This window comes from Paenibacillus sp. JSM ZJ436 (assembly GCF_044383795.1).
Classification (GTDB): Bacteria; Bacillota; Bacilli; order Paenibacillales; family Paenibacillaceae; genus Paenibacillus_AQ; species Paenibacillus_AQ algicola.
The window spans coordinates 200,567-214,033 of sequence record NZ_JBISEO010000004.1 but is presented as its reverse complement, the minus strand read 5'-3'; the positions used below and the strand labels follow the sequence as shown (position 1 = coordinate 214,033).

Below are 13,467 nucleotides of genomic sequence, written 5' to 3'. Positions count from 1 at the left end.
TATTTTATAGTTGTGCTACCAGTTCTTTAATCTCTTCTGGTTTAAATCCAATAGAACGACTTACTTCATTACCTTCGTCATCAATTAGGATTAGAGTAGGAACTGAGTTAAGACGGTACTTGGCTGACATGTCTGGTTCATTGAATGCGTGAACCTCTTGATAATCAGCATTTAGAGTCTTCAAATAACTATCTACACTTTTACATGGAGCACAGTTTTCTTTATAGAATTTAAGCAGTTTCATTCATTTATCTCCTCTTAGTATCTCTTGAAATTGATGTAAAACATTTTTAGTTGGATAACTTTCAAATTTAAACTTTAAAATAACATTGTTTTTACTGGAAAGTAGCTCCTCTAACACATCTAAAGCGCCACAATAAACATCATATATGGAGTTTCCACTTCCGAATAAACCAATATTTCTATTTTCTAGACTGATGAGTTTACCATATATCTCTCTAAAATATGTATGCGGCACTCCTCTACCTACAGTGGATGTACCAATAAATAATGTCTCGTACTCACCAAAACTTAAATCTTCTGGTTTGATGAGGGCCATGTTGTATAAATCATAGTCCGTTGTATCACACTTCTCTACTAATGCTTTGGTATTGCCAGACATTGAGTAAAAATAAATTGCTTTATTACAAGTCAAACCCATCGCCACTCTCATGACCATATGAAATTACATTAGTTTGGAAGAAATCACTCTTAGTATTTCCTCCTTTTGTTCCGTATGTAATAATCCATTTGGACTTGAGTTCTTTGTTGTTTGGATACACTTCTTCAATTCCAGCGTTACGACAAATCACATTGGTCAGATATTCAACATAATCTTTGTACTCAGGAATGGACAGTGTATCAATATCCTGGAAGATACATTCTCCCCACTCTTTCTCTTTTTCAGCGCAGCATTTGATAAAGTTAATTGCATATTGATGATTTTCTTTAGTATTGAGTTCAGGATTTTCAAGCATCAGGATTTTCATCACATCGCCATAAAATACTGAGTGAAAATTCTCGTCAGTTTTGATCAACGATACCATGTTGTTTGATCCAATCATCCGGTTAGAACGTGCCAAGGAGTTGAAGTAAACGAATGCTCCAGTAAAGAAGACTCCTTCAAGCACAAGGTTAGCGAGAAGAGCATAATACAATTTCTTCATATTGCTAGGGTCATCAACAAAATTTTGAATCTGTTTAAAAATAATATCGTTTCTATTTCGCAACAGTGGAATATCTTTTGGTGCATTGAATGCTTGTTTCTTCTCTTCAAAATTCAGCATTGTAGAGGTTAAGTACTGATATGAACGAGCGTGCAAACCTTCAAAAGCACCAATCATTTGAATTACTGCAGCTACACTCGGATCTGTACATGTGTGCCCAAGTGTGAAATTGAACCTATTGGCTACAGAATCCAATGATGTAAGCATTCCAGTTAACACGTTGTAGACATATTTCTCTCTATCGGTTAATGATTCCCTATAGTGTTTTAGGTCGGACGTAAGTCTGATCTCATCCTCAATCCAGTAATTACCAAACAATTCCTTATACAAAGTTAGCATATGAGGATACTTAATATCATCCCAATCACAAATTCCACTAGCTACTCCACCAAATATCTTTGTAGCTTTATTGTTAACTTCTCCATTAAACACTCTAAATGCCAAATCATCTTCTCCCCTTTTCTTTTGTAGGAGGGAGAACAACGTCTCCCTTGTTATCTTTTAGCCAGAACAAGACTCACAATTTTCTTTTCTATTTACTGAGTTCTTATCAACGTATGTATAGTAAAGTGATTTACATCCATTATCCCAAGCAAAGGTATGAATTTTCAGCATCTCGCTTGCCTTAACGGATTCATGAACCATTACATTATGAGAGATAGATTGATCAATACCTTGTTGAGCCGCTGCAATGATTTTAAGTGACCACAGTTCATCCATCTCGAATCCTGATTTATAAAACCATTTTGTCTTAGCACTGTAGTTAGCAGGAATAACAGTAACATTCATACCCTGCTTTTCCTCTTGGTAAATTACTTCATATGGCGCATCTAGTGAAGCAAACACGTTATTAATAAGACTGTTTGATCCTGTTGGAGCTACGCAACTCAAATTACCATTACGGATTCCCTCGTTCATGACTTTCTCTTTGAGTTCTTTCCATTCTGGAGATCTGTATCCTCTCTTATCGAAGTACTCACCAGTATTCCATTCAGAACCTTCGTACATAGGATAAGAGCCTTTTTCTTTGGCTAATTTATGACTAGCTGCAATATGAGCAAAGTTTAACTTCTCAAAGACTTCTTTAACATACTCCGAGGCAGCGTCAGATTCCCATCTGATTCCTTTTTCAGCTAGTAGATTAGCGAGCCCCATACCCCCAGCACCTACAGATCGATAAATATTGTTGGTATGTGTTGCTTGTTCAACCACTGTTCTGTTCAAGGAGATGACATTATCTAGCAATCTAAATTGAATATCAATAACGCTTTGCAGATCCACATCATCGTTACCGAAAACCGCTGGTAATGAGATAGAACTAAGATTGCATGTAACAAGCCCTGAACCTTTTTTCTTCTCCACTACTGTTCCATCTGGTTGTAGTTCCTTAGAAATAAAGTTATCATAATCACAGTTAAGTACAATTTCACTGCATAAATTGGAAGATATTGGTAATCCTGAATGGCTATTAGGATTCATTCTTGCAGCCGTATCAATGTAATACATGTAAGGAGTTCCACCAGTTTTTTGCGCTTCGAAGATTGACTTATAGATGTCAGTAGCCTTAACTACTTTCTTTAATTCGAGTTCATTATTGGCTTCGATAAGTCTGTAGTAATATGAGAAAGCATGATCGTTGACATTCGGCGTTTCTCCATCCATCAGACGCTTCTTATCATACATCTTATTAATATCAATACCCATCTTGCTATTTACTTCATAAGGATCGAAGATAGTCCATGTGTCTCGATTATTAAGTCTACGCATAAACTCATCAGGTACATTCACCGCTGTAAATACGGAGTGAGCTCTTCTTTCTTGTGAGCCTGTTTTCATACGCAAATCAAGAAAATCAAAAATATCTGCGTGCCAAACAGGTAAGTACAGAGCCACTCCCCCAGGGCGCATATTTAATTGATTTACGTAAGTTGCAATCTCATTGAACAATTTAGCTGGCCCAACAACGCCCGTTGAACGGCCTTTGTAACCTCTAATCCAACTACCATGAGATCTCAATCTGCCTAGATAAATACCTAATCCTGCACCGTTCTGACTAAATGTTGAAGCATCTTTAACGGCATCCATAATGCTCTGCAGGCTATCATCGATTGTTATGATGTGACATGAGCTCAACGTACCCGTTACTCGACCACTATTAGATAATGTAGGAGTCGCCAATCCAAGTAAGTGATTACTTAATGCATCATAGGCATCTCGCACATAACCCATTCGCTTACTTCTCTCTTCGTCTTTGAGTAAGTAAAGTGAAACAGTAAGATAGCGCTCCTGAAACAGTTCAAGTGTTTCTTCTCTGTATCCCTTGGCGAGATAGTTTTTGTTAAAAAGGAAGAGTCCAGCGTAACTAAATTTACGATCTCTTTCCTTGTCAATGAATTGTCCTGCCTGTTCAAGTTCTTCTTGAGAGTAACTATTCAGAACATCTTCAGAGTAAATTCCTTTCTCCGTCAGCATTTTAACTAAAGTATAGTAGTTACCGTATCCATTCTTGTAATCAAATCCACGTTCTTTTGATGCTTCTTTATATTTCTTTCTTCTAAATGTAGCTGCCGACAGATATGTGAATTGTGGAGTCAATTGACTAATCATATCGTTCGATTCCCGGATAATGAGATCAAACAAGTAGTCAGCTTTAACTTCAGTTTTTGATTCAACCTCAGTTACAATTTTTTGTTTAAGTTTGTTCAAGTCTTGCTCGTCAAACTCTTTTCCTGTATCAATAACAATTTCATTAAAGAATCGTTCGAATCTTTCTCTGTCAAATTCAGTCTTCTGGATATACGATTGTCTATCTTTTAATACTAGCGTCAAAAGTTCATCATCCTTCTTTTATGTATTTTTATCTATATAATCATTCTTACAGGCTGTTCATGAACTCATCATATGTATTGCCGTAAGAGTAATTCACGATTCTGATTCCACTGGAATACTTATGTGTCAAATCTTCATTATATGTATTCTTGTAATAGGCGAGCTTAGTATCAATGTTTGCTCTCTCGTTAATGATGACTTCTGGCTTATTAAATCCATCCATTTCAATTTTGACTGCCACATATTTAGCGTTAAACTCTTTTGCATCGTTGAAAATCTCAATCAAATCGCTCATATTTGGGTTAATATTCATCTTTTTCTCCCTTATTATTCCATATTTTCATCATGAAATCATCGTTTTATTAACTTATGTATTTTGGCGCTTTTTCCACATTAGAGTGCCAAATTCAAGCCAGGCATCTTTCCAAGTTTGCTTATCCAGAGCATCATACTCTTTGAACAACTTACTCCCTAAGCGTTCTTTAAGCTTCTTGGTTACGTACCGATCATCATGAAGCAACTCTTCTTTCTCTGTGCCAACATCCTTCTCAAAGCATTCCAGCAGCACATCCAACAGTTCATATTCTGTCTTCATCGCTCACCTCCTTTATTATATTTTATTATGTTTGGTTTTAAAAAGCAAGTGTTATTTTCATCTTTTAATAAACAGTGAAAAAGGATGATTTAATGAGATTTTTCTACTGTCTCCCTATGAGCGTTACAGTTACAATCGTCAAATATGAACATTGCAGATTCAACCTTCATTAAAATATGATGATATTATAAAACTTAAGGTGGTGTAGACAATGAAGGAATATACAATGCTTCACAAAGAAACCGGAGCTCGCGTTCAATGCAGCGAAAAATATGTATTCAGATGGATTGCTGAAGGCTTTGAAGTTGAAGAAATCAAGTTGGACGTTAAGGATGATCCAGTCGAGGAAGAGGAGTAATCCTCTTTCTCTGTAAAAGGTACAATTTATTTAGAAAAGTTTGTTCTGGATTACACGGATTGTTGTCAAAGCATTGTTGCACTCTGTGATTCGATTGATGTTTTTATTGGAAGCAGCATCAACCATATCTTCTTCAAAGAATAACTTTCTCGCAGAAAGCTGGTAGTAGATAAATTCTTTTTCTTCCTTTGTGAGATCGTTCATATTATTCCTCCTTTCTTCACCAAATGCGGCTTTTATTTTGAAGCCAAGTATTCCTTTTTAACAACCTCTTTATCCAACTCATACTTCTTCAACAGAAACTCCAGCAAATCATCATTATTGACTTCAGTCCCATTGCAAAATGGACAATATTTAGGGGCGATGCCTGTATCATCAATAATTTCTCCGATTTCGTAATCATACTTGTTTTCATCATCAATCCGATATTCGCTTTTCTGTTCAGCCGTTCCATCAAACTTAACACCGTAATCATATGCGTATCTAGAATTAATATCATCATTTACAACACAAGAAGTGCAGAGACTATGGTCGCACTTTGGACAATGGGCGACATACTCCTCATATCTACTTTCTCCACAACAATCGCAAGCATAAAAATCTACTCCCATATTACATACTCCTCTTCACGCTCTCATATTTTTATTAATATTTCGGATTCAACGCTTCACTAACTGTTCCATAAATAGAATGTATCTGGTCAGCCCAAGGTTTCAATCGAGGATCAAGAAACCTCATTTCACCCAATTCTGTTTGCTCTACTTGGTTATAAAAATCGTCTTCCGCATATTTAATCCACTTAAATCCATCTCTCAAATCATTAATACCATCAATCAACTCGCCAATCATTCCATCTGAAAAAGAACCATTGTCAGCATAGTAAGCATCCGTAATTTGCTGCAAGCGTTCAGGTTTAAGTCCCATGATCTTCTCCTCTCTTAATATGCTCTACCTAACTTATAATCATCAGCATGTTTCCATTGTCGATACCATTTAGGTGCATGAATCATAAATACATCTTCGTGTTCTTGATCATTGTTTACAATCCAAGTTTTTGATTCAACTGTGTAATCACCTAAATCATAGGACTCGTATTGACCATAATTTACTAGCTTCATCCTGTAAGTCTTCCAACTTGCCCTAAAAGGCCAGCAACCCTCAGCCTTTGAACTGCCAGTTTTCCAGCACTCTATTTTATTATCTAGCAGCAACACATTCGCGTGAATCTTATGTGGATAAGTGTCAGCCCAGTCTATTTGAAACACTCCTTTCTATACGCCTCATTATCAGCTATTTAATATAGGTATCCCATAATCTCTTATCATCTGTAGTACATCAGGCTTAACGTTTTTCTTTACAAGTTCCCATCCGTACAGCGTCAATCCGTAATATAGATCAGTTAACTCCTTGTCCTCATCAAACATATCGCCGTGCAATCGAATCGTTCTTTCTTTGAATGTTTCTGTGCCAATTACGTTATAATTAGCATCATATATCTCAAAGGTTTCAGCGTCTTCTTCGCTATACTTATATGAAGTGTAGATGATAGAACCATCAGTAAGCCTCGGTTCTTTTTTTAACCACTCATATACTTCCTCATCCGAATTAGCAGCAAGATGAACTATAGTGCCAACCTTGCTATCTTTTTGTGAATAATGCTCAAACATGATTTTGTATAAATTCATTTCACTATTCCTTTCTCTTAGAAATACGTCTTTTACTTACAATCGGACAGCCATCTTGCTGCGCCCAATCCAATCAGCATAATGAGATACCAAATGGTTCCTGCAAAAGTCACTTTCAGCACACTCATAAAAATATTGATACTGTCAGTGGATTGATTTGCAAGTCCACCGACAAGCATAAGCCAGATACCAATATAAGATGCGGCAAAAATTGTGACCAGTGAAATAAAAGTAGATAGGATTCGCCTTGTTCTTTTCATTGTATCCTCCTTTATATGTTTACTTTATTACAATAAAAACGTCATTTTATCGTGTGAAATTAAATGTTTTCGAATCTTGTTATTCCCGAGAGACAATATTTTTCTTCTTTCTCAATGCATATCCACTTTCGATTGTTAATTTCAGCAGCTACTCCTGTCGTCAAAACTCCGGCTGTGTTATCTAAAACAATGTCCCCTTCGTTCGTATACGTTTTGATCAACCACTCAAACAATTCTACTGGTTTCTGGGTGGGGTGTAGTTTACCACTACTATTATGTAAACATTTAATGTATAGCATCTCATTTTCTAATTCAAGCGCATCTAATGGGTAAGCATCTTCATAGTCAATTACATCGTCAGGCATCAACCAATCACTTTGCCTATCTATGTATTCTTCTCTTTGCTTGCCATAGTTCTCAGTCTTAGAATTCTTTTTGTTTCCTGATTTAACTTGGAATGTTCGTGGAATCTTTTGAGGATTATATGTTGGGGGAGACTTGTAGAAAATTACAATGTCTTCGTATGCCCCCATTGGCATTTTTCTTGCATTAAGATTGCCTGTTTTTAAGTTTTTTCTCCAAACAATATTGTATTTATGTATTTTGGGGTTACTCATTACCAGCATACTAGTGAATGGTTGCTTTCCAGTAAGGACAATTGCTCCATTGTCGGTTATGATTCTTTCATATTCTGACCAAAGTTTGTTGAATGGCAAGACTTCATCCCATTTGTTTTGTGTAGTACCATAAGGAAGATCTGCCAAAATCATATTTACTGATTTATCGGGTATTTTACCCATCCACTCGAACGTATCTCCTTGTAATAGTATGCCTTTCTTCGTTTTAAATTTCGCAAGCTTAGTTAGTTCACTTAAGTTCAAGTTATTTCTCCTTTGACCCAGTATTTTTATTTCATGATAAAACAGTTCTTTGATTAAATTATTCTTCTTCGTCTGGATACTTAACAAAATCAAGATAATCTTCATACGCGCGCTCAAAAACACTATCTAGCATAGTAACTATGAAATTATCTCCGGTTTCTGAGTCAGCTTCATCTAGCAAATTTCCAATCAACCAGTCTGCAAACTCTTTTCGATGACCTCGCTTGATTTTAACTTCGCTATAGTTATTGGGACTAAGATTAAAGCCACGAACAAGATTACTTATTGGCATTTCAATAATCACTTTTTCATTTGTGGATCTGACCGTAAAGCCTGTTATATTTTTATCTTCGATTTTCATTTACAACTCCCTTTCTTGATAAAAACTCAATTTCATCATGATTCTTCGTTCAAAAATCCCTTTAAATATAAGGGTTTTTCATTGCTAACTTTTCCACTTACAACCTTCACATACTCAACATCTTCGTCACTATCAACGCATGGCCCAAAATATGTATTGTTGTCTTCCTCATTAGAATGTATTGCAGCCTTTATGGTACTTCCCTCCTTTATATTTGTATCGAGCGATAAATGTCTTCACAATTACCAGTGACTCACTCACTCTCTCAAGCACCAGGACTCCATACTTTGTCATCCATCTCAATTTACCTGTGATATTGGGTAATCCTTGGATCTCACGTTTGAGAGACCCAAGTTTCACATTGCTTTGTGATGCCCGTTGTACAGCATGTTCACTAAATTTTACTTGCATATGTATCACCGATGACCAAGTGTTGCTCTACGTTGCTTGCTATTCTTAGTCAACACTTGCCCCTGTTTCTGTTGTTGTTTTACTGGATAAACACCTTGAACTGTAAGTCGATTGCGCTTTGCGTATTCCTCTGCTGCTACAGTTGCACCATGTCGATCTGTAGGCAGGTTATCCATTACCATATTTGTACCTTTTTCATTAATTACGATTGCGTAGAACATTTAATCAATCTCCTTTTATTATGTTTTTTTGTATGTTTATTTAATTGTTTATCTATCGGTGTTTCTGTAATCCTCAATTAGCAATTGTTTGGTCTTTGTAATCTTGAACCTTGGCTTATACTCTTTCCAAATGTTTATGTTCAATTTGCCAATGGCTTCTACGAAACTATATACAGGAAAGTTGTTGTAATAGTCTTCATCTGCTTTGAATTTCATAAGGTGCATATTATCACAGAATACTTTCACCGTATTATTGAGTCTACCCATTGGTTTTTTGTTTTCTACGAACAAACCCTTAATGAGAAAGTTGCCAGCCTCAAATCCTCTTCCACAAACTCTATAGAAGTCGTTAATCTGATCAATCAACCTCTCATTAACCTCATTTACGTCAAAATCCAAATCATAATAGAGAGTGTCATCAGGAACGAAGTCTTTTAATCTGATATTAAGTTCGTGCTTTAGCGATTCAACATCTTGTTTATTAACAACCAATCCTCCAGCCCCATCATGACCAGCAGCGAATATTATTGCCTGACACTCATTAAGCATATCTAACATTGAGAACTCTTCTAGCCCTCGAAAACTACCTGCGCCCACATCCTCTTCTTCGCCATCACCAAGAACAATTGCGGGCTTGTTGAAGTGTTTGGATAATTCTTGTGCCACGAGACCATTCATCCCTTTGCCAAGTGTAGGATCATAAACAGTTGCAGTTTTATCGCTAACGTTTACAGACGGTTTAAGACGTTGCAAAGCCAACCATTGCACTTCTTTTCGATACTCATTTGCTTGCACAAGAGATTTCACAATTGGTTTTATCTCAGGACAAGATTCATGCAACATCAACAAATTGACCGCTAATTGAATATTGTCTAATCTGGTTGCAGCAGTAATTGCTGGAGCTACAGCGTATGAAAAATCTGTTGAGATTAGATTGTTTATGTCTTTGTTCATCGCTACAAAAAGTGCTTTTAATCCTTCATGCTTGATATTTGCTAATGAGTATCTGGCATAATATCGGTTTTCTGGCTCTCTCATTGACATCATATCTGCCATTAGCGCAAAGCCTGGTAAGTCTGAAAAGTCTTCTGTATAATCAGTATTCATGTAATCATCAATCACCTGGCACACCTTATAGACGAGCAATCCACCACATGAATTTTTATTAGGATAACTACAACCTGGTTGTTGTGGATTGACCAATATAGAATATGGATTTTCTACTGTAACTGTGTGATGGTCAATAATGAGACAATCAATACCTTTAGAAGAAAGAAACTTCATTTCTTCAACATCATTACTACTACTGTCTACTGCTATGTATAATTTAGTATCATCAGGAATTTGATCCATTACAAATTTCGTACCGTGTCCTACGCTGCGTTCAACAAATTTAAGTTCTACATTGTCAGTAAAGTTTAGTAGATATTTGTACAATGTAACTCCAGATGCAATTCCATCCCAATCGCAATCACCGAAAATAACAATTTTCTGCTTATTCTTGATCGATCCTATGATTCTCTCAACCAACAAATCTACATTCTTTAATAAGTAAGGACTATGTATATCTGATACACTCGGGTTTAAGAATTCACGTAAATCCTCAATTCCATTAATCTTAGCCAACTTCTCATGTAACGTATCATATTCACTGTACGGGATAGCTGGTATCCTCTGTTTCCACTCGATTAATATCACATCCTTTCAATATATTTATGAAATACTAATCTTATATTTGCTTGAAAACTCTAAATTTTCATACTGGTTAAGCTTCTTCATAAGTTTCTGAGTTAAGTTTCTGTTCTCTCTGCCAGTCGTCTTATTGATGATCTTGATACTAACTTGTTTGTTCATATCAATCACTCCTCAGATTTAATGATTAGTATAGTCTATGGCTGTCTGTTTCAAGTCGGTAATTGTATTTAATGAAGATGGGTTCCACCTTAGCGATAACATCATCTCGCAATTTCATCTTTTCTAAATCCTCTTCCAGGTTGTAGTACTTCTGTTGTCTTTCTTTCGACTCCTCAATTTGCCCTACATATTTAATCTTGGCTTCATCAATCGTCTTAGCCATCCTTTTACTGAATATTGCAAATGATAAAAGCTCCTTCAAACCATAAAACAACTTCTTGTATAATTTAACATTTCTATCTTTGTGATATTTAAATATATATCTAATGGGACTTTTTTTGAACGATTCGATCTGCAACAACTTGTTATTAATGCGTTCTAGACTCTCATGGTGCCGCTCTACTTGATCACTATAATGTTTCTCAATTTCTTCTCTGGACTTCCTGTATCTCATGCCATAATATCTTTCAAAAATATTGAACTGCATTACTTCGCAATCATCATAATACACGGCAAATATTGAAGGATAAGTGTTCGGATTTTTTAATTTCACTATAATTCGTTCATCTTCAACTTCTTTTCTGAAGAACTCAATAACAATAGATGCCAGCAAATCTTGAAATTCGTGAATATGCATTTTACGTTGACCGTCTTCAAAGACACTCATTATTTGAAAAATTGCGTCTTTGCGATGGAACATCTCTGATGTTTTGTCAAACAGCAATTCAGGTTTATTGATTGCTCTCATAATAAACTCACGTTGCTTGCTTAGCTTGTTGATTGTGAGTTCAATTCGGTCTGTAAACTCCTTAATATCTTTCACTTGATCCCTCCCTAATTGTGATAAAAGATTGCTTTCATGCTATGTCTTTTCAATACCTTTCTTCTGCGGAAACAATATGAATAGCGCTGTAACTGTATTAACAACGGGAATGAGACTCAACACCTTAAATTCAATCGGCATCTTGATTCCCACTTCTAAACTCAAGAGTCTAGCATCATAAAGGACAACCAACACCGATAATATGTATGCTGCCAACCAGAAATACGTATTGATCACCTCCTTATATGGATCAAGTGCAGCTCAAGTTTTAGCTCTCAAACTGCACTTCACACTCTTTCCAATCCTTTGGGACTTTAATGATTTTATTAGCCTCAAACAAAGTAACTCCCACGTTCGTTGCCCATTCTCCATTAAGTTTAAACTTTTCTCTAGCTTTCTTATAAGCATCTTGATAATCAGTTACATTAGGTACTATAAGTTTGTTTTTGACCTTGCTTTGATGACTTTGACATGTCATGCTGATTACGATAGCAAAGTTAAGATATTTGTCACTCAACAAAATAAATTCATTTAAGCTACTATCTATTTTGACTACTTCCTCATCTTCTCCATATTTGCTTCCAACTGGTCTTACTTCATAACTCATTTTAATCACCTCGATTTTTTATTTGTTAAGGTGATTGTATCATACTTTTCATTATATGTATAGTTTTATTATCTTTATTTTATTTCTTCACCAGTCTCAATCAATTGTTTAAGATGCTCGATATTGAACCCATTAACATTGCTGATTAGATGAGGACAATGCTTTCTGTCGTACTCCCACATTTGTTGGATCATGGCTTTTTCTTCTTCACTTATGAGTTGCAATGGAAACAGACCCATCTTATCTCTAATCTCGTTGACTCTATCTTCTGTTTTAAGCAACTCCTCATAAAGATATTCTCTTGCCTCAACCGTAAATGTTCCCTGATCAACCCTTACCATACCAGTATTCTTATCAATCATGGGTTTCCCGTTTCGCTTGTATCCTGATTTACTCACCTTTTTAATTTCTTTATTGATCTCTCTCCACTGTCTCAACACCTCTGACCGTTCTTTTCGTCTTTGTTCTTTTGGTCTAATTGGCAAGTAGTCTCCAAACACCTTAAGTTGAAGCATTCTCCAATTTGACAATGGTTCCATCCAGGGATGTGTTTCAGACATTTGCTCAGTTGATCTGTCGTTCAAAATAACAGGACAAGTCCAGCAGCCAAATCTAGCACCACAACTCTCTGACTGAGAGGCTTTCTTTTCAGTTTCTTTGGGATTTGTAAATCCACACTCTCCCGTTGCTTCTCTATACAGCGTTCGCACTGCATGTGACGAACCCCAAGGCAATCTTTCTTTCGCTAAGTACTCCCATACATCTTCAATCGTAAAATCCACAATAGGCATAAATGTTTTTGTGTTGCTGAGATTTGCATGGTCTCCAATTTTATAGCTTAGATCATTCATACCTGACCACTTTTCAATTGATTGTCTTCTTTTAGCGCTTTCGCTTAACCTTGTACCAATTAATATGTATGATGGATTGATTTCTTTCAGTTTTTTATTCTGTGGCTGCAATTTAAGACGATCTGTACACCATCTGCCAGCCCCATTGTTCTGAGGTAGAAAATACCCTCTACCAAGAACTAGGTAGAAATATGATTGCTCTAACTCTCTAATAACTAAAGTAACTGTGACTGGCAGATTCTTTTTCTCAACATATGCGGTTAGCTGTTTAACTTGACCGTGCATGTATTGTTCTAGGTTCGGATTCTCCATTACAGTATCCGACATTACCGCATGTATTTTTCTCTTCCTTTGCTCAGGCTCTAAGGATTCCAACATTTTAACTACCATACTCATTACACATGTGGAGTCTTTTCCACCTGACCATGCGACCGCCCAATCTCTTGTATCTGTATTATCGAGATACATTCGCTTGAGATCGGCGGTAGCAGCTTCAACTAATTCT

Annotated in this window: 20 protein-coding genes; 1 reads left to right on the top strand and 19 read right to left on the bottom strand. The window is 36.2% G+C overall.

Translation table 11 applies throughout. The features are described 5' to 3' along the window. Positions 1-4 precede the first annotated feature (4 nt). From ACH6EH_RS07390 to ACH6EH_RS07365, 6 genes are all read right to left on the bottom strand, one after another. Positions 5-244: a thioredoxin family protein gene (locus tag ACH6EH_RS07390; RefSeq protein WP_397331795.1), complete on the bottom strand. Its 240-nt coding sequence runs from the start codon at positions 242-244 to the stop codon at positions 5-7. Then, entirely contained in the window at positions 245-673 is a 429-nt protein-coding gene (locus ACH6EH_RS07385; RefSeq protein WP_397331794.1) for a flavodoxin family protein, read from the bottom strand. After that, a complete protein-coding gene (locus ACH6EH_RS07380; RefSeq protein WP_397331793.1) occupies positions 645-1,670 on the bottom strand; it encodes a ribonucleotide-diphosphate reductase subunit beta in 1,026 nt (341 codons plus the stop codon). The genes ACH6EH_RS07385 and ACH6EH_RS07380 overlap by 29 nt, the downstream gene beginning before the upstream one ends. A gap of 57 nt (positions 1,671-1,727) precedes the next feature. After that, positions 1,728-4,055, bottom strand: coding sequence for a ribonucleoside-diphosphate reductase subunit alpha (locus ACH6EH_RS07375; RefSeq protein ID WP_397331792.1), 2,328 nt, complete (start codon positions 4,053-4,055; stop codon positions 1,728-1,730). 46 nt (positions 4,056-4,101) lie between these two features. Beyond that, a complete protein-coding gene (locus tag ACH6EH_RS07370; RefSeq protein ID WP_397331791.1) occupies positions 4,102-4,350 on the bottom strand; it encodes a hypothetical protein in 249 nt (82 codons plus the stop codon). Positions 4,351-4,422: 72 nt separating this feature from the next. Beyond that, entirely contained in the window at positions 4,423-4,650 is a 228-nt protein-coding gene (locus tag ACH6EH_RS07365) for a hypothetical protein (protein ID WP_397331790.1), read from the bottom strand. A gap of 211 nt (positions 4,651-4,861) precedes the next feature. Here ACH6EH_RS07365 and ACH6EH_RS07360 point away from each other — a divergent pair, with 211 nt between their 5' ends. Continuing rightward, positions 4,862-5,008, top strand: a complete 147-nt coding sequence (locus tag ACH6EH_RS07360) for a hypothetical protein (RefSeq protein ID WP_397331789.1) — start codon at positions 4,862-4,864, stop codon at positions 5,006-5,008. A gap of 30 nt (positions 5,009-5,038) precedes the next feature. Here the strand turns inward: ACH6EH_RS07360 and ACH6EH_RS07355 are convergent, their stop codons facing one another. The 13 genes from ACH6EH_RS07355 to ACH6EH_RS07295 all read right to left on the bottom strand — a co-directional run bounded on the left by ACH6EH_RS07355 (position 5,039) and on the right by ACH6EH_RS07295 (position 13,430). Beyond that, positions 5,039-5,212 (bottom strand): hypothetical protein, encoded by a 174-nt coding sequence (locus tag ACH6EH_RS07355; RefSeq protein WP_397331788.1) that lies wholly within the window; start codon positions 5,210-5,212, stop codon positions 5,039-5,041. A 32-nt stretch (positions 5,213-5,244) separates the two neighbouring features. Next, positions 5,245-5,619 (bottom strand): hypothetical protein, encoded by a 375-nt coding sequence (locus ACH6EH_RS07350; RefSeq protein WP_397331787.1) that lies wholly within the window; start codon positions 5,617-5,619, stop codon positions 5,245-5,247. A gap of 34 nt (positions 5,620-5,653) precedes the next feature. Then, on the bottom strand, positions 5,654-5,932 hold the full coding sequence (locus ACH6EH_RS07345; RefSeq protein WP_397331786.1) for a hypothetical protein: 279 nt from the start codon (positions 5,930-5,932) through the stop codon (positions 5,654-5,656). A 14-nt stretch (positions 5,933-5,946) separates the two neighbouring features. Beyond that, positions 5,947-6,126: a hypothetical protein gene (locus tag ACH6EH_RS07340; RefSeq protein ID WP_397331785.1), complete on the bottom strand. Its 180-nt coding sequence runs from the start codon at positions 6,124-6,126 to the stop codon at positions 5,947-5,949. A gap of 168 nt (positions 6,127-6,294) precedes the next feature. Further along, complete coding sequence (locus ACH6EH_RS07335; RefSeq protein ID WP_397331783.1) at positions 6,295-6,675, bottom strand: hypothetical protein; 381 nt, start codon at positions 6,673-6,675, stop codon at positions 6,295-6,297. Positions 6,676-6,725: 50 nt separating this feature from the next. Further along, positions 6,726-6,953 carry a hypothetical protein gene (locus tag ACH6EH_RS07330; RefSeq protein WP_397331782.1) on the bottom strand — a complete coding sequence of 76 codons (228 nt, stop codon included), beginning with the start codon at positions 6,951-6,953 and terminating at the stop codon, positions 6,726-6,728. 59 nt (positions 6,954-7,012) lie between these two features. Continuing rightward, positions 7,013-7,834, bottom strand: coding sequence for a DNA-methyltransferase (locus tag ACH6EH_RS07325; RefSeq protein ID WP_397331781.1), 822 nt, complete (start codon positions 7,832-7,834; stop codon positions 7,013-7,015). Between the two features lie 58 nt (positions 7,835-7,892). Beyond that, the gene (locus ACH6EH_RS07320) at positions 7,893-8,195 is read right to left on the bottom strand and encodes a hypothetical protein (protein WP_397331780.1); all 303 of its coding nucleotides are present in this window, start codon (positions 8,193-8,195) and stop codon (positions 7,893-7,895) included. A gap of 416 nt (positions 8,196-8,611) precedes the next feature. Further along, positions 8,612-8,827: a hypothetical protein gene (locus tag ACH6EH_RS07315; RefSeq protein ID WP_397331779.1), complete on the bottom strand. Its 216-nt coding sequence runs from the start codon at positions 8,825-8,827 to the stop codon at positions 8,612-8,614. A 48-nt stretch (positions 8,828-8,875) separates the two neighbouring features. Continuing rightward, positions 8,876-10,453, bottom strand: coding sequence for a DHH family phosphoesterase (locus ACH6EH_RS07310; RefSeq protein ID WP_397331778.1), 1,578 nt, complete (start codon positions 10,451-10,453; stop codon positions 8,876-8,878). A 253-nt stretch (positions 10,454-10,706) separates the two neighbouring features. Continuing rightward, positions 10,707-11,504 (bottom strand): hypothetical protein, encoded by a 798-nt coding sequence (locus ACH6EH_RS07305; RefSeq protein ID WP_397331777.1) that lies wholly within the window; start codon positions 11,502-11,504, stop codon positions 10,707-10,709. Positions 11,505-11,772: 268 nt separating this feature from the next. Continuing rightward, positions 11,773-12,111 (bottom strand): hypothetical protein, encoded by a 339-nt coding sequence (locus tag ACH6EH_RS07300; RefSeq protein WP_397331776.1) that lies wholly within the window; start codon positions 12,109-12,111, stop codon positions 11,773-11,775. 74 nt (positions 12,112-12,185) lie between these two features. Beyond that, on the bottom strand, positions 12,186-13,430 hold the full coding sequence (locus tag ACH6EH_RS07295; RefSeq protein ID WP_397331775.1) for a phosphoadenosine phosphosulfate reductase domain-containing protein: 1,245 nt from the start codon (positions 13,428-13,430) through the stop codon (positions 12,186-12,188). Between the last annotated feature and the right edge of the window lie 37 nt (positions 13,431-13,467).